This window comes from Bacteroidales bacterium (assembly GCA_012519055.1).
Classification (GTDB): Bacteria; Bacteroidota; Bacteroidia; order Bacteroidales; family Salinivirgaceae; genus JAAYQU01.
The window spans coordinates 13,809-34,702 of record JAAYQU010000011.1; the positions used below are offsets into that span (position 1 = coordinate 13,809).

Consider the following 20,894-nt stretch of genomic DNA (forward strand, 5'->3'; position numbering starts at 1 on the left):
CTCGCTTCTAATTGCACATTAAATATCAGAATGATGTAGCTTATTTAGTGTATCAAAAAAGCTACCCTACTGAGTGCAGATATACAATCTATTCACGATAATAAACTCGTTTTATTCTACTTGATATTCCTGTAAGCACCTCGTATGGTATTGTTCCCATGCTTTCAGCAATTTCATAAATGGGCAAATCTTCTCCAAATATTAATACTTCGTCTCCCTCTTTAGCATCTAATCCTGTTACGTCTAACATGCACATATCCATGCATATATTACCTATTGTGTACGCAATCTTGCCATTCACAAGCATTTTCCCTTTGCCGTTTCCTAATATCCGTCTATAGCCGTCTGCATAACCAATAGGGATAGTTGCAATAGTCGATTTTCTATTTACAACACCTTTACGGCTGTATCCGACTGTTTCGTTTGCTTCAATCTCCTTTATTTGCATTATTTGCGAACGCAAGGTAACTACCTGTTTTATTGACGGATTGTTCTCGAAACTAATTCCATAAAGTCCTATTCCTAAGCGCACGGCATCAAACTGAAATTGTGGAAATCGCTCTGTTCCTGCCGTATTTAATATGTGTCTGAAAAAACTATAGTTTAATTCGGCGCTTATCCGTTCGCTTATTTGTTTGAAATCAGCTATTTGTTGCAATGTAAAACTGTCGAATTGAGGGTCATCAGCTGCTGCGAGATGACTAAAAACTGACATCACTCTAACATTCTTAAAGTTTTTTAAAACCTTGCACAGTTTCTCAATCTCAAAAGGCTTAAATCCTGAACGATTCATACCGCTGTCTATTTTAATGTGGATAGGGTAATTTTGAATTGAGATTTTTGCTAAGTAGTTATTAAAATTCTCTAAAAAATCGAAACCAAATACTTCGGGACCTAAGTTGTATTCAACAATCTCAGGAAAAGTTTCTATTCCGGGGTTCATTACCATAATAGGTGTTTTAATTCCGCTTTCACGCAACTGAACAGCCTCGTCTGTAAAGGCAACTGCCAGATAATCAACTCTGTGGTGTTGTAAAACTGTTGCCAATTCGTGTGAACCACTACCGTAACCAAACGCTTTTAACATTGCAATTACTTTGGTATCTTTATTCAATGTAGAACGGAAATAGCGCAAATTGGAAATCAAAGCATCGAGATTTACCTCCATTATTGTACGGTGTCGCCGTTCTTGTAACATTCTGTCAACACGCTCAAAACGGAATGTGCGACTTCCTTTTAATAAAATCACACTGTTTGATGGGGGAAACTTGTCGAAGTATTCTATAAGGTTGTCAGTATTAGGAAAAAACAGCGAGTTTTCACTAAATAGATGCCGATACTGTAAAATATGATTGCCAACGCCGATAAACTTGTCGATAGAGTGGAATTTTACCATATCGGCAACCTTTTGGTATAGCTCTTTATGAGGCAATCCGCTTTGCAAAATATCGCTCACAACAACCATTTTGTGTTCAACTTGATTTTGGGCTGCCAAATACTCTAACGAAGTGCTTAAGGAGACTAAATCAGAGTTGTAACTATCGTTAATAATGGTGCAGTTTCTACGACCAGCTTTAATTTCAAGGCGCATATCGACGGCTTGCAACTGTCCAATTTTTTCAGCTATTTCGCTGGCTCTATAACCCCAAACAGACATAAACGTAACAACGTTCATTGCATTCTGAAAAGAGGCACCGTCAAGGAATTGGATAGTAAACTGAAGCTCACTATTATTGAACTCTGCTACAACTTTTTGTCCGTTTGCAACATTAGTTTTTGACACTATCTTTACTCTGTCGCTATTTGAATATCCCCACGTAATAAGCTCTTTGTCAGGATACGTAGAACGAAAAACATCAACAACCTCTCCGTTTTCTGAAGATGTTATTACCTTTTCTGAGTATTTGAAAAGCAACAACTTTTCCCTTAGCTTCTGCTCATGATTTTGAAAATTCTCCTGATGCGCGTCTCCGATATTGGTAAAAATGCCAATGTTGGGTTTTATTATCTCGGCGAGTTTACCCATTTCATTCGGTTGCGACATTCCAGCTTCAAATATTCCTACCTCCGTTTGGTCGTTAAGTTCCCAAACAGAAAGTGGCACTCCTATTTGCGAATTATAGCTTTTGGGACTTCGTGTAATCGTATATTTATCTTGTAAACAAAAGTTTAGCCACTCTTTAACAATAGTTTTTCCATTACTACCTGTTATTCCGACAATGGGAAATGAAAAATTATTTCTGTGATAAATTGCAATTTTTTGGAGTGATTCTAATGAATTTTCAACCACAACAAAGCCAATATCTCCATCAAAATCAATGTCTTGCGGTAATGACTCAACCAAAAAGGCTTTAACTCCCTTTTCAATAAGATCTCTTATATATTTATGTCCATTACCCGAATCTCCGCTAAGCGCAATAAACATAACCGATTTAGTAAACTTCAACGACCTTGAGTCGATAAGCAAAGTCTCTACTTCAATTTTCGAATTGCCGTAGAGCGTTCCATTTGTAATTTCAGCTATATTTTCAAGTATATATCTCATAACAGTTGAGTTAAAAAGTTGTAAAGTAGAGACGGAGCATGCTCCGTCTCTACATAATTGTACATTGCTCATTGCACATTGTTAATTGCTTTTGTTCGATTATAGCAATTACGACACAACGGCTCATATTGATCGGCCTCACCAAGTTGAACCAATTTATCGCCACCATCAAAACGGTGCGAAAAACTTGCTAAGCTCCCACAACGGACACAAATGGCATGAACCTTAGTAACATATTCAGCCTTAGCCATAAGGTCGGGTATCGGACCAAAAGGACGTCCTAAAAAATCCATATCTAACCCTGCAACAATTACTCTTACGCCGTTGTTAGCCAGCGTTTCGCATACATCGACAATGTTTTTATCGAAAAACTGGGCTTCATCAATCCCAACCACATCAACATCGGAGGCTAACAGCAAAATACTCCCCGACGAATCTACTGCTGTTGAGCGTATTGAAGTGGAGTTGTGCGAAACAACCTCCTCTTCAGAGTAACGAACATCAATCCGTGGTTTAAAAATCTCGACCTTTAACTTGGCATATTGCGCCCTACGCAATCGCCTGATAAGTTCTTCGGTTTTTCCGGAAAACATACTGCCGACAATTACCTCAATGCAGCCCTGTCTTATTGTTTCGCCAGATTGTATGTCGTGTTGCATAAAAGTAAGTCATTGTTTATTTCTCAAATGTACAAATATGCTTTAAATTGACCGAAAATACAAGGGAAAATAAACAAACAAAAAGTATAAACAATTGATAATATGACTATTGTTTTTTACAATGCTAACAAGCTACAACCACGAATTTCGCTGTAATCAAGTCGTCCTAAAACCTCAAATTGGTTGTTTGAGCTAATTCTGCCAATATCAGCAGTTTGAATAAATGCACATGAGTGCTTATTAGCAAGATCAATAATATTTATACCTCCAGTTGCTGTTTGGCTCAGTGCCAAAGGATTGTGTGTATTGTAAAATAAAACTCGCATCCACGGTGGAGTGCTGAAAAGACCATCTCCTTTGGAATAGGCCTGACTTAAAAGCTCTGCCATTCCGTATTCACTATAAATATGTTTAAGACCAAAGGCATTAGAAAGAATTTGGTGTACCTCTTCGCGAACAATCTCTCTCTTTCGCCCTTTCATTCCTCCGGTTTCTATTATAATGGTTGATTTTAAAGGTATTTGGTACTCCTCAGCAAAATCAAGTAGGGCAAATGTTACTCCGAACAGTATTGTAGGGATTTTCTGCTTCTCGTTTTCTAACAATTGATTGTAAAGGTCTTGAAAATCATATAAATAGAATCCACTTTGTTTATAGGAACTTATATTAATCAACTCTTGAGCCATAAAAACCAATGATGAGCCTTCACGCTCAAGATAAGACGGTAGCAAAAACAAAAAGCAGTATTTCTGAGGGTCTCCAAAAAAGTGAGAAAAGCTATTTATAAAAGCCTTTTTATAAAGCTCTATGCTCGAAACCAAGTGCCTCGATTGACCTGTGTTTGTCGTAGAGCTGCTTGTAAAAATTATTTCGGGCTGATTTTCACCACAATAAACATCAAAATTCTTAAAAAACTCGACAGGTAGGAAAGGGATTTTTTCTATCGAATCTACGCTACGACTATCTATATTTAAGTTCTCGATAAATGTTTTGTAAACTTCAACACTTTCAGCCTGTTTATGAAAAAGCTCGAGAGCTGTTTTTTCAAAATCAATATTATTAAATATGTCATTATTAACGCTTTGCATATTACTTTACTTTGTCAATATTTCGAAAGTAAATATCTATAATTGTGCCAAAAAACAAAAAACCGGATAAATCCGGTTTAGTGGGTCGTACTGGATTCGAACCAGTGACTTCTACCCTGTCAAGGTAACACTCTGAACCAACTGAGTTAACGACCCAAAGGAGTGCAAATATACGAAATTATTAAAAACTATACCAAACTATTGTTCAAAATAACAATTGGTAGATTCAACCTGCAATAACCTATGGATGTTATGCGTTTAATATTTGCAAATGTCTTATATTTGTTTTGTAAAGTGTACGTTGGAGCAATTTTGACGGACAGCACAGTGAAAAACGGAAAAGCCGAAAGCCGAAAGTGGAGGCAAATTTAATTTTTATAAAAAATGAAAAAGAGATTTTTAAATTTTGGGCTACTTTTAGCCTTGGGGCTAACAACTGCCTTGTTTAATTCTTGTGGCAGAGATGATGACAATAACGGAGACACTATTGATAATGCTTCAAAGATTACAGCTACAAATGTAAACAATGGCTCTACTCAAATCAAAACAGTAAAAGCTATTGTTTTTTGGGAAAGTGGCAATAATTATGAAAGTGAAGCAATTGCACAAGCACCTTATCAAAACAATGGTTTTACATTGGAACTTCCGGCAACACTACAAGACAAATACTTGGAAACGATTGATACGGATGATTTGGAAGGAATTTTCGTAAGCGATAAAAATTTCAAGTCGTGTTTTCTTGAAGACCTAAGAGGTTACAACGGAGATGATAATGTAATTGGCTATTTTTATTTGGAGGAAGATAATGAGAACTGGGAGCATTACACTTCTTGGATATATGTTGATAGAAATGTAACCATAAAAGGAGAAGTCGTGGATGACGAAGAACAAGGAAATTTTGATTTAACACTTAAAAAAGGTTGGAACATTGTGTATGAAAGTTACATTGAGATGGAAAATGGTATAGTTATGGATTCTTTTACAATTTCAAGCAAAAAACCGTCAGGAGTATATTTTACTTGGAATTTTTATGATGATTATGACTGTAGTTCAACAAGCGTTGCATCAAAATCTGTTAAAAACTCAAAATCGTTCTTTTCAAAATTGAAAGAAAACAAAAAGAAATAATATTATGTTGTCGTCAATTTTTGCAGACAGTACTGCGAAAAAACGGAGAAGCCGAGAGCCGAAAGTGGAGGCAAATTTAATATTGAAAAAAATGAAAAAGAAATTTTTAAATTTTGGACTACTTTTAGCCTTGGGATTGACAACTACCGTGTTAAATTCTTGCGACAAAGATGATGACAATAACGGAAGCGCTAATAGTGATAACGCTTCAAAGATTACAGCTACAAATGTAGCCTGTAGCTCTACTCAAATCAAAACAGCAAAAGCTACTGCTTATTGGGAAAGTGGCGATGATTATAGTAGCGATGTAATTGCACAAGCACCTTATCAAAACAATGGTTTTATATTGGAACTTCCTGCAACACTAGGAGACAAATACTTGTTTACGATTGACATGGATGACATGGAAGGAATTTACGTAAGCGAAAATAATTTCAAGTCGAGTTTTCCTGTAATCCTTAGAGGTTACAACGGAGATGATAATGAAATTGGCTATTTTTATTTGGCGGAAATAAATTGGAGCTGGCACGAAACTTCTTGGATATTTGTTGATAGAGATGTAACCATAAAAGGAGAAAATGTTGACGAGATATATGGCTATAAATACATAGAAAAATATGATTTAACACTTAAAAAAGGTTGGAACATTATGTATAGCAATGATGAAGATAAGGCGGAAGGTTATAATATGTATATGCATGTATCTACATATTCAAGCAAAAAACCGTCAGAAGTAAATTATACTTGGTATTTTTATCATAATTGTTATGACAATAGTTCAGCGAACGTTGTGTTAAAACCTGCTAAAAACTCAAAATTGTTTTCTTCAAAATTGAGAGGAAACAAAGGGAAATAATAAAAAAATGTCTGCAACATGCGGTATAATACCAATTGGACATCTACTATTGTCCAAACTTCAATGTCGTTTGTTTGGATAATCTATCTGAAACATCGGTATTTACAATTGTAAAATTTAAAAAAATTGGACTATCTTTAAATTACAATTGGTATAATTTGCATTGTATAAGCCCCTTAAATAGTCGGACGAAATTATAGAAAATAAGCTATAAACTTGCAGAGATGAAAAAGAGAGCTTTTTGCAAAAACAATAAAACATTAACAAAATGATGAAGAAAATATTACCTTTCACCCTTATGGTTTTAGTTGCTTGCGAGAAAGAATCAAACGAATTCCAGTTCGATTATAAGATTTCACGAAGTTGCACCGTTAACGATATGTTCGAAGATAGTCTGGGTTATTATTATAATGCTAAACATCAACTTTTGAGAGTCGATAGGTTTTATTCTTCCAACATATCTTCGTATTATTACGTTGAATACCATGATAATTATATTAAAAATTGGAATGGCAACTTTATATTTGACTCAAACGGATTGATAACTTCAATAAACAATTCCGGCAATTTAACAGAAATGGAATACGAGTCAAACAATATTGTTTACAAAAAAGAATCCGTTAACAACAATATTGTTAGGGAGAGTTTTTTTAAATATCAAAATGGTAATCTTATCAAAGATTCAACTATTGTTTATCACGAGGATTCAGAACCGGCTATTACTGTTTATGAATATGAGTACACGGATTCTTTAATAAAAGATTTCATGTTAGATTATTCGGGATTATATGAAATGCCAGTCACATCAAAAAATCTATTAAGACAGGCAGAATCAGCAGAACACGGCATTTTATATAAATTTTCATACGAAATTTCAGAAAATGAGTTAGTCCAATACGCTAACCTTTATGATACATTTCATAATACAAAGAATGAAACTACAAAGACAATATATAAATTGATTAAGAAATAAATTGCATTGAGAGTAGGATTAATTTTTCCAAATAAAGACAGAAAGGACAAAACTATTCATGTTGGATTGGGATATATTGCTTCTTATGCAAGAACAGAACATCCAGATATTGAATTCTCTTTGCTAGATACCAGAGTTGCAACTAAAAAAGAAACAAGAAAATTTTATCAATCTGATTTTGATTTGATTGGTATTACCGTTTTATCACCCGTTTATTATGAGGTTATTGACGTATTTAAGTTCATACGTACTACTAAACCCAATACCCCGATATGCTTAGGAGGAGCCTATGTAACAACAATAATGGAGGAGATATTTGAGGAAACTCCGGCTGACTTTGTTGTATATGGAGAAGGTGAAATAACATTCTCTAATTTACTGAACCATTTAAAAGGTAAAATGCCAATAGAACAGATTCATGGCATAATGTATAAAAAAGATGAAGCGATAATAACCAATCCACCACAAGAACAAATACAGAATTTAGACTCAATTCCTTATCCAGCCTACGATTTGTTTAAGATGGAACGGTATCCTGTGCATCGAGTTGTGACAAGCAGGGGATGTCCATATAAATGCGTTTTTTGCAACTCATCATCTATTTGGTTAGGAAAATGGAGAAAACGAGAACCAGAAAAAGTTGCTGAAGAAATTGAGTATTTAATAAAAAATTACAAAAAGAAAACATTCATCTTTAGTGACAATAGTTTTAATGTTGATTTAAAAAGAGTTGAAATTTTTTGCAATACGATACTGCAAAAAAAACTGAAATTTCTTTGGTCAACTCCTGTGCGAGTTGAAATAATAACAAGCGAGATTGCCCGGTTAATGAAAAAATCGGGGTGTTATAATGTCGGGATTGGAATTGAGTCTGCCAACAACTCGATTTTAGAGAAAATGCAGAAAAAAAACAGTATCGAAGCCATTCAAAAGGGTATTAGAATTTTTAGAGAAGCCGGAATTGAAGTGATGGGACAATTTGTAATCGGCAGTCCTGGTGATACATTGGAAACTGTTAAAGAATCAATTGAGTTTGCAAAAAACTCTGAGTTGGATTTCGTAATGTTTTATTCAATTTTACCATTTAAAGGCACTGCACAATGGGATTATGTTTTGAACCATGGAAAGCTTTATAATACAAAAATACATGAATATCATAAAATAAAGCCAAGGATTGTATTTGAAACACCTGAATTCCCGTACGCAGACAGATTAAAGGCGATAGAACTCGCAAAAAAAGAAGGTTTCTATTCTGATTCAAATGATAAAAATCTACTTTTTGATATAGGTAAAGATATAGCAACTAAAATACAACAATTTTTACCTCACAAAATTTCGCAAAAATTGTATATTGCCATGAAAAATGTGTATAGAAAGCGATTTTGGAAAGGTTGATTAAGATTGCCAACATCATGCAAAAACATGACGATTAGAGTGGACTTTCAGACGTTTACTCCAGCTCTAAGACTTGAAGCACCAAAGCAGAGTCGCATACTAAAACATCAAAATTGTTATTGATTAAACCCAGCTAATACAAAATATACAAGTATGACTATTAAAAATAAATTTTTGATATTGATATTAACATTTTTTGCTTGTCTGTCAGCGACAGTATGTATATCAAATACCATATGCATTAATGATTCATTGGTTATAACTGGCAAATTAATTGATATCGAGCACAATAAAGAGATAATAGGAAAAGGATCTGTTGAGATAAAAGGGGAAAATTACTCTATAGGAGAGACTGGTGATTTTCAGATTAAGATTAAAAAAACGCCCGAAATAAATCTTTTATTCAAGACAATTGGATACAGACCACTTATAATTATTAATATTCGTCCAGATTCAGACTCAATTAATTTAGGAATAATTCCAATGTTCACAGACTCACATTACTTAATAAATTACGATTGTGAATGGTGGCAATTCATTTGCAAAATACGTAAAAACAAATATTTAAAAGGACTAGATAAATATTCCAAAAACGAAAGAATAAAAAGTAATAAAATTGTGGACAAATACAGATTTGAATTTAGAGAAAAAATTTATCCAATAAAACACAGCAGGAGAAACGATTTATTGACGATTGAATTGTAATCAATATCAGCTCCATAACTTATCAAACAAAGTTAAAAGTTGTCTTTTTATTCTTATAATACTTTGTAAAGTTAGTCTAAATAAAAAGTAGCAAAATTGCCTTATGTCTCATTTTACATTTGGTCTTACAAATAGTCAATTTTTTGTATATATTTGCTGAAAGCATTTTTACTGAAAGCATATGTCAAAAGCACCAAATATCATTACTAGTGACCCACTTCTATCTCCTTATTCATACATAATTGAGAGACGATTTAAAAAGGCTCAAAACAAAATAAGGGAGCTATGTGGCACGGAAGATAAACTTGTCGATTTTGCCAACGGGCACCACTATTACGGCCTGCACCGTGATGAGAACTTTTGGTATATGCGCGAATATGCACCAAACGCCACCGCAATTTACATGATTGGCGACTTTAACGACTGGTGCGAACTGCCTGAATATGAACTTGTAAGAATAAATCATCACGGCGACTGGCAAAGAACACTGCCACTAAGTGCGCTACAACACGGACAACAATATAAACTCTCTATTCACTGGAAAGGCGGACAAGGACTGAGAATCCCATCATACACAAGAGTTGCTATACAAGATGATAAAACAAAGTTGTTTGCAGCCCAAGTCTGGTACCCTCACACTCTATACAAATGGGAAGCTCCGAAAATAAAAAAGGTTGAATATCCAATAATATACGAAGCACACGTAGGTATGGCAACCGAAGAAGAGCGGGTTGGCACTTTCAGAGAGTTTGCCGACAACTGCTTGCCAAATATCGCCAAAGGAGGATATAATACCATACAGTTAATGGCAATTCAGGAGCACCCCTACTATGGTTCCTTTGGCTATCACGTATCGAATTTTTTTGCTGTCTCATCGCGCTTTGGAACTCCTGACGATTTGAAATATTTAATCGACAAGGCTCACCAACTTGGAATTGCTGTAATAATGGATTTGGTCCATTCTCACAGCGTTAAAAACACCGAAGAGGGGCTCGGAGAGTTTGACGGATCTAAAGGATTATACTTTCACGTTGACCACAGACGTGAACACGTAGCGTGGGATTCACTATGTTTTGATTACGGAAAAAGACAGGTTCTTCACTTCCTGCTCTCTAACTGCAAATATTGGATTGAAGAGTACAACTTCGATGGCTTCCGTTTCGACGGCATTACCAGCATGTTATATTACAATCATGGATTAGAGTCTAATTTCGTAAACTACGATATGTATTACGATGGAAATCAAGACGAAGACGCAATTGTTTATCTTACGTTAGCCAACTGCTTGATACATCATCTTAAACCAGAAGCTATTGTGGTAGCAGAAGATATGAGCGGCATGCCCGGACTTGCCGCTCCGTTCGATAAATGGGGCATTGGATTTGACTACCGACTTGCAATGGGGATACCCGATTACTGGATAAAAATAATAAAAGAACTATCTGACGAGCAGTGGCGCGTAGGCGACATATATTATCAACTAACAAATAAAAGAGACGAAGAAAAAACAATAAGCTATGCCGAATCACATGACCAGGCGTTGGTTGGAGATCAAACAATCATTTTCAGGTTGATAAAAGATGCAATGTACACCAAAATGAGCAAAGACATCGAAAGCCTTGATGTTGACAGAGGTATAGCATTACACAAGTTAATTCGCCTGATCACTCTTGCATGTTCTGGCGGTGGATATCTGAACTTTATGGGCAACGAGTTTGGTCACCCCGAATGGATAGATTTTCCACGTCAGGGAAATGGGTGGTCGTATTTGTATGCCCGTCGTCAATGGAGTTTGCGAGACAATCAGCTTTTACGATACCATTTCCTATCTGACTTTGACAGAGAAATGATAAAAGTTATTAAAGATAACGATGCCTTTGAAAATCACTATGCACATAAAATCCATGAAAATGCTGATAATCAGATATTAGCATTTATTAGGAAAAATCTCGTTTTTATATTTAATTTCAATCCTTCCAAGGCTATCAACAACTATCCTATTGAAATAGAGGGTGGGGAATATGAACTTGTGCTAAACAGTGATTCGAAGAAGTTTGGAGGCTTCAGTTCTGTTAAGGACAACCAAATATTCTACACTACACCATTAGTATTTGAAAACAGACGTAAAGCTTTGGCAATTCAAGTGTACGTTCCTCCAAGAGTAGTAATAGTTTTACGAAAAAAAGAGAATTAACTATAAATAAACGAATCCTGCGGTCATGGGGCGGAGTCGAACTACGGTCACTGAATTTATCGAAGTGACCATATAAAACACATTAAAACTTTTAACTCAATTTTTTTTTGTATTTTTGAAAGAATAAAAACAGATCACATCATGCAAGGAATTATTTCATACAGTTGTCCGGCAAATATTTCGCTGATAAAAAACTTTGGGGGCTATCGTAAGCGCACTCAGGGGAACCCCTCTTTTAGCATGACATTGGATAAAGCGAAATCTGAAACAACAGTTAAATATACTCATAGCAAAGAGCAAAAATTCTCATTTACTGTTACTATCAATGGTGTAGAATCGGAATATTTAAAAAAGCGTATTTCGCATTGGTTTGAAAAAGTGGTCCCTGTTTTTCCATGGATTAACCAGACAAGTTTAGAAATTTCAGTAACAATCGAAGACTCATTAATTCCTTTTGTTGGGATATACACAGTAATGTGCTCATTAACATTCTGTTTAAGCGTTATAGCCAATCATTTAGGGAAACTTGATGCACAACCACAACTTCAAACTGTAAGCAGCATAGCACTGCTAGACTCTGAAAATGCGGCTCGCTCAACCTACGGCGGCTTTGTTGGATTAGGTAAAAATGCGGCTATATCTTGGTCATCAGATAAATACGCCTCACAATATCAACGTGAAGCAATGATATATAGCAAACTGAACGACACTATATTAAGCTTTGACAACTCCTCACACAACCTTAGTGAGTTAAATCCAGAGGATTTATATAATCACCCGTATTTGGAATCTAGAATAAAACATGCACAAATCAACACCAATCAATTTTTACGAGCTTTAGACGACGGGCATTGGGATTTATTTGAACATATTGTCGAAAATGAAGCATTAACAATGTGTGCGCTATTTTTATCTTCTGGAACAAGCAAATTTTTGCCAAGCAGCAATCTTATAGAATGGGCACAATATATCCGTGACAAACGTGAAGAGATTGAGTGTCCTGTTACATTTACTTTCGATCGTGAACTACGTTTACACCTTATCTATCCACCGATAGCCAAAGAAAAAGTAATCAAACTTTTAGAAGAATCTCCATTAACTTACGATAAATTATTGCACGATAACGTGGGTAAGGGACCGAAAATGCTGAAGGACAGTTTTGAACAATAAAAGCCCTGAATTACAAGGCTTTCTTCTTTTGTGCCCCGGACCGGAATCGAACCGGTACGAGCTTTTCGGCTCACAGGATTTTAAGTCCTGCGTGTCTACCAATTCCACCACCAGGGCTACATCTTAATTATTTTGTGTAGAGAGCGGGAAACGAGACTCGAACTCGCGACCCCGACCTTGGCAAGGTCGTGCTCTGCCAACTGAGCTATTCCCGCTTTTGAGACTGCAAATATAAAACTTATTCCAAAACTGACAAAATATAAAATAATAATTGTAATTTTTTTTTACTTGTTCGAGCGGAAAACATAATACGAAGTAAATAAAAAAGGCTTTAAACAAACTCAATATGTTAAAATGCAAACAAATACAGCCCAGATTAAGCAAATTTGTATATAGTATGTAAAATAAATGATAAATATTTATAAATGCTTTTTTTCTTATTAGTATTGCTGATAATTAAAAAATATCTATATTTGCAGCGCTAAAACAGCAAGGGGTGCCATAGCTCAGTAGGTAGAGCACAGGACTGAAAATCCTGGTGTCCTTGGTTCGATCCCGAGTGGCACCACTTCTTTTAAAAAAGCTTGTACTTTATGTACAGGCTTTTTTTGTTTGTACCGCAGTAGAACACAGATGACGCGGATTATTTATAATATTTCATCGTTTCAAATAATCAAATTTGAACTATTTGTAAAATTAACTGTTTGTATGTAAGTTTGTGTACAAAAAAATAGAGTATGATTTCAATTAAAAATTTTGTTTTTAATCCTTGGCAGGAGAATACATTTGTTGTATATGACGAAACCGGACAATGTGTAATAATAGACGCAGGATGTTTTAATCAACAGGAAGAGAGTGAACTGTCATCATTTATTAAAAATAATAACCTTACCCTAAAATATGTGTTAAACACGCATTTACACATAGACCACATTATGGGTAATGCTTTCCTTTACAAGGAGTTTGGGTTGGCTCCTTGTGCACACGAAAACGATGAGTTCCTAATTGACCAAACAATGTCTTATGCATCACAATTAGGAATAAAACTCTCTGCAGAACCCCCTTATCCTGGTAAATATATTGAAGATGGACAAACAATTAAGTTTGGAAATTCAAGCCTAAAAATAATGCACATTCCGGGACACACCCCTGGTCATGTTGTATTTTATAATGAAAACGCAAAAGTGGTTTTTTCTGGGGATGTGCTTTTTTATGAGTCAATTGGTAGAACCGACCTTATTTACGGTAATTACGAAACTTTAATCAGAGGGATAAATCAAAAGCTACTTACATTGCCTGATGATACAAAGGTTCTTCCCGGTCACGGTGAATCAACGACTATTGGGCATGAAAGAGCACACAATCCATTTATTAGACACATGAATTTCAATTAGTCTCAGCACTTTTACGAACCTCCTTTTTTAAGCTTTTCTTATTATAAGAGACCAATACATAAACCTCAAATAATCCTTCATCAGTTTGTCGTGAGGCTTTTTCTATTATACTGACATCAGACAATATAACCTCAGTTTTTTTCTCTTCTGATTTGGTATTACTGTTAGGCTCATTAGAGATTTCTTTCAATGTGACTGTAGTAGGTCCAAGAATTTCAGCAAGTTCTGTAAAAGCGTTTGCGCGAGCTTTGTCATAAGCAACCGACTGGTTTGCCGATTGTCCATATCCAACCGAATAAATCTTGTTTTTAGATTTTGGGAGTTTGTTTGCCCATTTTGGAGGAAATTGCTCTCTACTTTGAGCTGATGTGCAAGCCATCAGACCAAATAATAGCGTTAATATAAATATTTGTCTGTTCATTTTTTATGTTTTTTTACTTTTGTCAGCAAGATATAGGTAATGTTTTCAACATTAGACACAATTTTATCTAAAAATTCTTAACCATAAGTTAATTAATGTAAATCACATATAATTCAGGAAAAGTAACCTATCTAGAAATAAAAACAACTAACTTTGTCAGCTTAATATAGCAAATTAGGTTGTTTATTTGAAATTCGAACAATTACAACAATTGATAACAAACTACGTATGAAACCCGAACTCGTAATTATACTGTTAATTGGTTACTTTTTGCTTCTCTATTTTATTTCCAAATTAACATCAAAAAATACAAATAATAAGGCTTTCTATCTTGCAGGGAAAAAAGCACCTTGGTACATAATAGCCTTTGGAATGATCGGCTCATCAATAAGTGGTGTTACTTTTATTTCAGTGCCGGGCTGGGTTGTAACCAGTAATTTTTCTTATATGCAAATGGTACTCGGCTATTTTATTGGTTATCTTGTAATTGCATACGTATTATTACCCATATATTACAAATTAAACGTAACCTCTATATACACTTATCTTGAGCATCGATTTGGCGTAGCAGCCTATAAAACAGGGGCTGTGCTTTTTTTGGTAAGCAGAACTATCGGCTCGGCATTCCGCCTTTTTATTGTAAGTGTTGTTTTACAAGTTGCGGTTTTCGACCATTTCAATATTCCTTTTTATATTACCGTAATAATCACTATACTACTTATTTGGCTCTATACCTACAGAGGAGGAATAGGCACAATTATTTGGACTGATGTACTCCAAACTACACTATTGATATTAGCAGTAATCCTCACGATAGTTGAGATAGGACAATCATTAAACCTAAATTTTACAGAGATGATTAAATCAGTTGCCGATAATCCACTCAGTAAAACCTTTTATTTTGATGATTGGCGTTCCGACAAATATTTCTTCAAGCACTTTTTTAGTGGAATGTTTATAACCATTGTAATGACAGGGCTAGATCAAGATTTAATGCAGAAAAATCTAAGTTGTAAAAATCTGAAAGATGCTCAAAAAAATGTTGTCTCGTATGGAATGGCATTTGTGCCAATTAATTTATTGTTTTTGACTTTGGGCGTGCTTTTAGTTATGTACGCACAAGCAAACCATATTGAAATTCCCCTTAAAACCGATGAACTGTACCCGACAATAGCTTTTGGAGGCACTTTAAGTCCTATAGTAGCTATTTCGTTTATTATTGGATTGATAGCTGCAGCTTATTCATCAGCAGACTCTGCTTTAACAGCTTTAACCACCTCTTTTACAGTAGATATATTAGGTTACAATCACAAAAACATTGATTCGCCAAAGGCTGTAAAAGTTCGCAAAATTGTTCATGTCGGTATTTCTGTACTAATGGTTATTGTAATTGTTGTATTCAGAGCTATTTCTGATGATAGCATAATTAGCAACATATTTAGAGTTGCTGGATATACCTACGGACCGCTCTTAGGAATGTTTGCCTTTGGTATTTTTACTAAACATAACGTTAAACCTATCATGATTCCAATAATTGGAGTCCTTGCACCTATAATTTGTTATCTCATTCAAATTAACGCAGAAAGGTTGTTCGATGGCTATCAAGTAGGGTATGAACTACTTATTATTAATGGTTTAATTACATATTTAGGTTTATATTTTTCCCGATTTAGAAAACAAGCTCACAAGTGAAAAGTACAAAGGAAAAGGTACAAGGCACAAGTGTATTGTCCTGTTTTTAAAGCATATGGACTATTTGATACCTCAAAAAAAATTGTTGTTTAAAATAATTGTCCGTTTTTCTTTGAAAAATGTTTTGTCAAATCAAAAAGAGCAACTATATTTGCATCTCTTTTTGGAATTCCTCCTTAGCTCAGTTGGTTAGAGCACCTGACTGTTAATCAGGGGGTCCTTGGTTCAAGTCCAAGAGGGGGAGCAAAACAAAACCACTTACAATATTGTAAGTGGTTTTTCTTTTGTCCTCATTTATAAATATTTCAATGATTGGTTTCTATGTAAAAATGAATATATTTGCCCACAGTAATCATATAAATCAATCAAAATGCAAAAATTTACTATAGGCGGTATCCAACAAATGGGAGTTGGCGTTCCAAATTTTGCTGAATCGTGGAATTGGTATATTGAACACTTTGGAATGGATGTCCGGATATTTGATGAAAAGGCAGTCGCTGAGTTAATGCTTCCACACACTGATGGGAAGCCGCGTGAACGACACGCTGCTTTAGCTGTAAATATGGGCGGAGGCGGTGGTTTTGAAATCTGGCAACACACAGGGAAAGAGCCAACAATGTCTTTGTTCGACGTACAATTGGGCGACTTAGGCATTTATGTTACCAAACTAAAATGTCGTTCAATAGAGAAAGCCTACAAATATCAACAGAAAGTAAAAACTGAAATCCTTAGTTCTATTACAACTATGCCTAATGGAACAAAACACTTTTTTGTTCGGGATTTAAACAAAAATATTTTCGAGTTTGTCGAAGAGCCAAGCTGTTTTAACAAAACAAGACGTGTGCCATCAGGTGGTGTTTTCGGTGCAATCATTGGTGTTCAGAATATGGAAGAGAGTTTGGTTGTTTATCGTGACATCTTAGGATACGATAAAATAGGTTATGACATCACTCAAACTTTTGATGATTTCGCAGATTTACCCGGAGGTAAAAAACAGTTCCGTCGTATTCTATTGCAACACACTGAAGCCCGAAGAGGTCCTTTCTCCCCACTTTTGGGGTCATCTCAAATAGAGCTGGTGCAAGTTATTGATAGAGTACCACAAAAAATCTATGATGGACGAATCTGGGGCGACCCCGGTTTTATTCACATTTGCTATGATGTTCAGGGAATGAATGAAATCCGCCAACTATGTGCTTCCAAAGGTTTCCCGTTTACCGTTGACAGCAGTTCATCGTTTGATATGGGAGATGCCGCAGGACATTTCTGCTATATTCAAGCTCCAGAGGGCACTTTAATTGAATTTACCGAAGCTCACCGCGTACCTATTATGAAAAAAATAGGCTGGTTTATCGATTTGAAAAAACGTAATCCCAATAAACCATTACCACGATTTTTACTTAAAGCGATGAGTATAAATAGAATAAAAAGGGTGTAGAATAAAGCAATGTGCAATTAACAATGAACAATTAACAATTGAGTGGAAACGAAGCATACTCAGTCTCTACAGTAAAACCTGTGTATTCTGCATTCCAATTGATAATTGCTAATTGTTCATTGTTCTGAGGCTAATCGAGTTTCAATATCGCAAGGAAAGCCTTTTGTGGAACCTCCACATTACCAACCTGCCTCATTCGCTTTTTCCCTTTTTTCTGTTTCTCTAACAGTTTTCTCTTACGAGAAATATCCCCACCATAACATTTTGCGGTAACATCTTTACGAACAGCTTTCACTGTCTCACGTGCAATAATTTTAGATCCAATTGCCGCCTGTATTGCAACATCAAATTGTTGACGTGGAATAAGCTCCTTAAGTTTTTCACAAATTCTTCGACCGAAATCATACGCATTGTCAACATGTAACAGTGCTGAAAGTGCGTCAACATTCTCTCCATTTAAAAGAATATCCAGCCTGACAAGCTTGGCAGGTCGATAATCTGTAATATGATAATCAAACGAAGCATAACCTTTTGATACGCTCTTTAACTTGTCGTAAAAGTCGATAACAATCTCAGACAGAGGCATATCAAAATTTATTTCAACACGATTGCCCGTTAAAAAAATCTGATTTTTCAGTTCGCCCCTTTTGCCAATACAAAGTGTCATTATAGAGCCTAAAAACTCTGTAGATGTAATAATTTGTGCACTTATGAATGGTTCCTCAATGTGTTCAATATGATTTACCGGTGGTAAGCCTGCAGGATTATGTACTTCTATAATTTCACCTTTTGTTGTATGCACCTTATAACTAACGTTTGGAACTGTTGTAATAACGTCCATGTCGAATTCCCGCTCTAACCGTTCTTGCACAATTTCCATATGTAAAAGTCCAAGAAATCCGCAACGAAATCCAAATCCCAATGCCATTGAAGATTCAGGTTCAAACGTAAGAGAAGCGTCATTAAGCTGCAACTTTTCTATAGATGCCCTCAAGTCTTCATAATCATCAGGATCAACGGGATAAAGACCTGCAAATACCATAGGTTTCACATCTTCGAATCCTGCAATTGCTTTTGCACATGGCCTATCAACATGGGTAATTGTGTCGCCAACTTTAACTTCACGAGCCGCTTTAATGCCACTTATTAAATAACCCACATCTCCTGCACTTAGCTTATCTGTAGGTGAATATCCAAGTTTAAGAACCCCTATCTCGTCGGCATAATACTCTCTTTTGGTATTATAAAATTTCACATGGTCTTTTGCTTTAATTGTTCCGTTTAGAATCTTAAAATAAGTGACAATTCCTCTAAACTGATTGAATACACTGTCAAAAATCAATGCTTCTAATGGAGCATTAGGATCGCCGACAGGTGCGGGTACGCGTTCTACTATTGCAGATAAAATCAACTCAACCCCTAATCCTGTTTTTCCAGAGGCTTCAATTATTTCATCGCGCTTGCAACCAAGTAAATCAACTATTTGATCTTTAACTTCTTCGGGCATCGCATTGGGAAGATCCATTTTATTCAAAATTGGAATAATCTCAAGATCATGCTCTATGGCCATGTACAAATTACTAATGGTTTGAGCTTGAATCCCTTGAGTTGCATCTACGATAAGTAAAGCTCCCTCACATGCAGCTATTGAACGAGAAACCTCGTATGAAAAATCAACGTGTCCCGGTGTATCAATCAAATTTAAAATATAATCCTGATTATCGGCGTGTTTGTAGTTCATTTGAATGGCGTGACTTTTAATTGTTATCCCACGCTCACGTTCAAGATCCATGCTATCTAACACCTGACTACGTTGTTCACGTTCAGATATTGAGTTTGTTGATTGTAATAATCTATCAGCCAAAGTACTCTTACCATGGTCGATGTGTGCAATAATGCAAAAGTTGCGGATCTTGTTCATTTAATTACCGGTTTTTATATGTTCTAAAATCGGGGTAAATAGTTGTTCTGTAATTTACTAAGAATATCTATCAAATCCAATCAATAACTTTGATCGGAGCGCAAAATTACAAAAAAAATAAATAAGGTTAATAATATTTGGAAATTAGACAAAAAGCAATCAAATAAAATATAGATAAATATTATTACATATCTTTTAACATTTGAATAATATTCAGGCAAAATTATCCTTACAAGTTATACGCTACATACGTGCATTTTGCTGATACAAAGTGCATAGAAAAACATGTTAAGCAATAACACTATTATATCTTTTTATTATAATTTAAGTGTTCGTTTTAAAAACCAAGCAAAAATTAATATATTTGGTACTTTAAAGTATTAACTTGGCAAAACAAATTAATCAAGTAGGTATTAATCACCAAGCTGATTTACAGGTAGAAAATAAAACTGTAACCATATTTGATTCAAAACAGAACCTGTTATGGCAAATAAAAATCGTCTTACTCACACATTTACAATTGGAGGAGTTGTTTTAGGTCTTATTCTAACCTTTTTTATAATTAAGGGTGTTCTTGATTATCAGAACCAGACCATGACTTTTTCTAATATTAAAGCTCTCCATAGGTATTCAATATTTTTCCTTGTTGACTTACTACCAGTCATTTTGGGGCTATTTGCACGTTTCTGCGGGCTGTTTTTTGAGGGCAGAATTAATCTGCTTTCCGAACAGCTTCACGTACTCAATCAACGTTCAGCAAAATTACAAACTTTTGCAGAGGATATTCTTCAAGGTAAAATCGATTCGGACTACGACACAAAATTGTTTACCGACAAGTTGGGTCAAACTTTAGTTAACATTGTTGAAAACATAAAAAGCAATAAAGATGCTGAAGAACAACGCAAAAAAGAGGATTTTGAGAGAAATTGGATTGCTGAAGGATTAGCACGTTTTGGAGAAATTTTAAGGCGCAATAACGACAACATAGAGTTGCTGTCGTTAGAAGTTATAAGCAATATGTGTAAATATGTAGGAACTGCTCAAGGAGGCTTTTACATATTAAATGACGAGGATGAACATGATGTTCATTTCCAACTAACAGCTCATTTTGCATATGATCGCCAAAAATACAATAAGAAAAGAATAGAGTGGAATGAAGGTCTTATTGGACGTTCGGCATTCGAAAAGCGAATACTTGTACTGGATGACGTCCCCGATGATTATCTGGAAATAACAAGCGGGTTAGGTCAGTCAAATCCACGAAACTTATTAATAGCTCCTTTAAAATACAATGATGAAGTGCACGGCGTTATTG

16 protein-coding genes and 5 tRNA genes are annotated in these 20,894 nt (G+C 35.2%); 13 read left to right on the forward strand and 8 right to left on the reverse strand.

What is annotated here, in order from left to right; genetic code table 11:
* Nucleotides 1–88 precede the first annotated feature (88 nt).
* The 4 genes from GX311_02280 to GX311_02295 all read right to left on the reverse strand — a co-directional run bounded on the left by GX311_02280 (nt 89) and on the right by GX311_02295 (nt 4,448).
* Nucleotides 89–2,545 carry a bifunctional UDP-N-acetylmuramoyl-tripeptide:D-alanyl-D-alanine ligase/alanine racemase gene (locus GX311_02280; GenBank protein NLK15207.1) on the reverse strand — a complete coding sequence of 819 codons (2,457 nt, stop codon included), beginning with the start codon at nt 2,543–2,545 and terminating at the stop codon, nt 89–91.
* Nucleotides 2,546–2,613: 68 nt separating this feature from the next.
* Entirely contained in the window at nt 2,614–3,204 is a 591-nt protein-coding gene (locus tag GX311_02285; GenBank protein NLK15208.1) for a thymidine kinase, read from the reverse strand.
* Between the two features lie 116 nt (nt 3,205–3,320).
* Nucleotides 3,321–4,292 (reverse strand): acyl transferase, encoded by a 972-nt coding sequence (locus GX311_02290; protein ID NLK15209.1) that lies wholly within the window; start codon nt 4,290–4,292, stop codon nt 3,321–3,323.
* A gap of 81 nt (nt 4,293–4,373) precedes the next feature.
* Nucleotides 4,374–4,448, reverse strand: a tRNA-Val gene (locus tag GX311_02295).
* Between the two features lie 228 nt (nt 4,449–4,676).
* Between GX311_02295 and GX311_02300 the strand changes: the two genes are divergently transcribed.
* From GX311_02300 to GX311_02330, 7 genes are all read left to right on the forward strand, one after another.
* Nucleotides 4,677–5,420, forward strand: coding sequence for a hypothetical protein (locus GX311_02300; GenBank protein NLK15210.1), 744 nt, complete (start codon nt 4,677–4,679; stop codon nt 5,418–5,420).
* A 91-nt stretch (nt 5,421–5,511) separates the two neighbouring features.
* Complete coding sequence (locus tag GX311_02305) at nt 5,512–6,276, forward strand: hypothetical protein (GenBank protein ID NLK15211.1); 765 nt, start codon at nt 5,512–5,514, stop codon at nt 6,274–6,276.
* Nucleotides 6,277–6,544: 268 nt separating this feature from the next.
* On the forward strand, nt 6,545–7,249 hold the full coding sequence (locus GX311_02310; protein NLK15212.1) for a hypothetical protein: 705 nt from the start codon (nt 6,545–6,547) through the stop codon (nt 7,247–7,249).
* 6 nt (nt 7,250–7,255) lie between these two features.
* Nucleotides 7,256–8,644, forward strand: coding sequence for a radical SAM protein (locus GX311_02315; protein ID NLK15213.1), 1,389 nt, complete (start codon nt 7,256–7,258; stop codon nt 8,642–8,644).
* Between the two features lie 153 nt (nt 8,645–8,797).
* Entirely contained in the window at nt 8,798–9,349 is a 552-nt protein-coding gene (locus GX311_02320; GenBank protein NLK15214.1) for a hypothetical protein, read from the forward strand.
* Nucleotides 9,350–9,530: 181 nt separating this feature from the next.
* Complete coding sequence (locus tag GX311_02325; GenBank protein ID NLK15215.1) at nt 9,531–11,543, forward strand: 1,4-alpha-glucan-branching enzyme; 2,013 nt, start codon at nt 9,531–9,533, stop codon at nt 11,541–11,543.
* A gap of 141 nt (nt 11,544–11,684) precedes the next feature.
* Complete coding sequence (locus GX311_02330; GenBank protein ID NLK15216.1) at nt 11,685–12,713, forward strand: hypothetical protein; 1,029 nt, start codon at nt 11,685–11,687, stop codon at nt 12,711–12,713.
* 31 nt (nt 12,714–12,744) lie between these two features.
* On the opposite strand, the gene GX311_02335 is transcribed toward GX311_02330, so the two are convergent.
* Together GX311_02335 and GX311_02340 are read right to left on the reverse strand one after the other, a co-directional pair.
* Nucleotides 12,745–12,830, reverse strand: a tRNA-Leu gene (locus tag GX311_02335).
* A 25-nt stretch (nt 12,831–12,855) separates the two neighbouring features.
* Nucleotides 12,856–12,928: transfer RNA gene (locus GX311_02340), tRNA-Gly, on the reverse strand.
* A 280-nt stretch (nt 12,929–13,208) separates the two neighbouring features.
* Between GX311_02340 and GX311_02345 the strand changes: the two genes are divergently transcribed.
* Nucleotides 13,209–13,281: transfer RNA gene (locus GX311_02345), tRNA-Phe, on the forward strand.
* Nucleotides 13,282–13,453: 172 nt separating this feature from the next.
* Nucleotides 13,454–14,107 (forward strand): MBL fold metallo-hydrolase, encoded by a 654-nt coding sequence (locus GX311_02350; GenBank protein NLK15217.1) that lies wholly within the window; start codon nt 13,454–13,456, stop codon nt 14,105–14,107.
* On the opposite strand, the gene GX311_02355 is transcribed toward GX311_02350, so the two are convergent.
* Nucleotides 14,100–14,528 carry a hypothetical protein gene (locus GX311_02355; GenBank protein NLK15218.1) on the reverse strand — a complete coding sequence of 143 codons (429 nt, stop codon included), beginning with the start codon at nt 14,526–14,528 and terminating at the stop codon, nt 14,100–14,102. The genes GX311_02350 and GX311_02355 overlap by 8 nt on opposite strands.
* Nucleotides 14,529–14,756: 228 nt before the next feature.
* On the opposite strand from GX311_02355, the gene GX311_02360 reads away from it, so the two are divergent.
* The 3 genes from GX311_02360 (at nt 14,757) to GX311_02370 (ending at nt 17,658) form a co-directional block, all read left to right on the forward strand.
* Complete coding sequence (locus tag GX311_02360) at nt 14,757–16,220, forward strand: sodium:solute symporter (protein ID NLK15219.1); 1,464 nt, start codon at nt 14,757–14,759, stop codon at nt 16,218–16,220.
* 170 nt (nt 16,221–16,390) lie between these two features.
* A tRNA-Asn gene (locus GX311_02365) sits at nt 16,391–16,464 on the forward strand.
* Between the two features lie 126 nt (nt 16,465–16,590).
* Nucleotides 16,591–17,658 carry a VOC family protein gene (locus GX311_02370; protein ID NLK15220.1) on the forward strand — a complete coding sequence of 356 codons (1,068 nt, stop codon included), beginning with the start codon at nt 16,591–16,593 and terminating at the stop codon, nt 17,656–17,658.
* Nucleotides 17,659–17,788: 130 nt separating this feature from the next.
* Here GX311_02370 and lepA read toward each other — a convergent pair whose 3' ends face one another.
* Entirely contained in the window at nt 17,789–19,579 is a 1,791-nt protein-coding gene (gene lepA, locus GX311_02375) for an elongation factor 4 (GenBank protein ID NLK15221.1), read from the reverse strand.
* 483 nt (nt 19,580–20,062) lie between these two features.
* Between lepA and GX311_02380 the strand changes: the two genes are divergently transcribed.
* Nucleotides 20,063–20,894 (forward strand): GAF domain-containing protein (locus GX311_02380; protein ID NLK15222.1); only part of this gene is annotated, 832 nt, incomplete at its 3' end.

Excerpts from the sequence above, each read along its gene's own strand:
- GX311_02280 (NLK15207.1), bottom strand. The coding sequence starts at position 2,545 with ATGAGATATATACTTGAAAATATAGCTGAAATTACAAATGGAACGCTC.
- GX311_02285 (NLK15208.1), bottom strand. The coding sequence starts at position 3,204 with ATGCAACACGACATACAATCTGGCGAAACAATAAGACAGGGCTGCATT.
- GX311_02290 (NLK15209.1), bottom strand. The coding sequence starts at position 4,292 with ATGCAAAGCGTTAATAATGACATATTTAATAATATTGATTTTGAAAAA.
- GX311_02300 (NLK15210.1), top strand. The coding sequence starts at position 4,677 with ATGAAAAAGAGATTTTTAAATTTTGGGCTACTTTTAGCCTTGGGGCTA.
- GX311_02305 (NLK15211.1), top strand. The coding sequence starts at position 5,512 with ATGAAAAAGAAATTTTTAAATTTTGGACTACTTTTAGCCTTGGGATTG.
- GX311_02310 (NLK15212.1), top strand. The coding sequence starts at position 6,545 with ATGATGAAGAAAATATTACCTTTCACCCTTATGGTTTTAGTTGCTTGC.
- GX311_02320 (NLK15214.1), top strand. The coding sequence starts at position 8,798 with ATGACTATTAAAAATAAATTTTTGATATTGATATTAACATTTTTTGCT.
- GX311_02325 (NLK15215.1), top strand. The coding sequence starts at position 9,531 with ATGTCAAAAGCACCAAATATCATTACTAGTGACCCACTTCTATCTCCT.
- GX311_02330 (NLK15216.1), top strand. The coding sequence starts at position 11,685 with ATGCAAGGAATTATTTCATACAGTTGTCCGGCAAATATTTCGCTGATA.
- GX311_02355 (NLK15218.1), bottom strand. The coding sequence starts at position 14,528 with ATGAACAGACAAATATTTATATTAACGCTATTATTTGGTCTGATGGCT.
- GX311_02360 (NLK15219.1), top strand. The coding sequence starts at position 14,757 with ATGAAACCCGAACTCGTAATTATACTGTTAATTGGTTACTTTTTGCTT.
- GX311_02370 (NLK15220.1), top strand. The coding sequence starts at position 16,591 with ATGCAAAAATTTACTATAGGCGGTATCCAACAAATGGGAGTTGGCGTT.
- lepA (NLK15221.1), bottom strand. The coding sequence starts at position 19,579 with ATGAACAAGATCCGCAACTTTTGCATTATTGCACACATCGACCATGGT.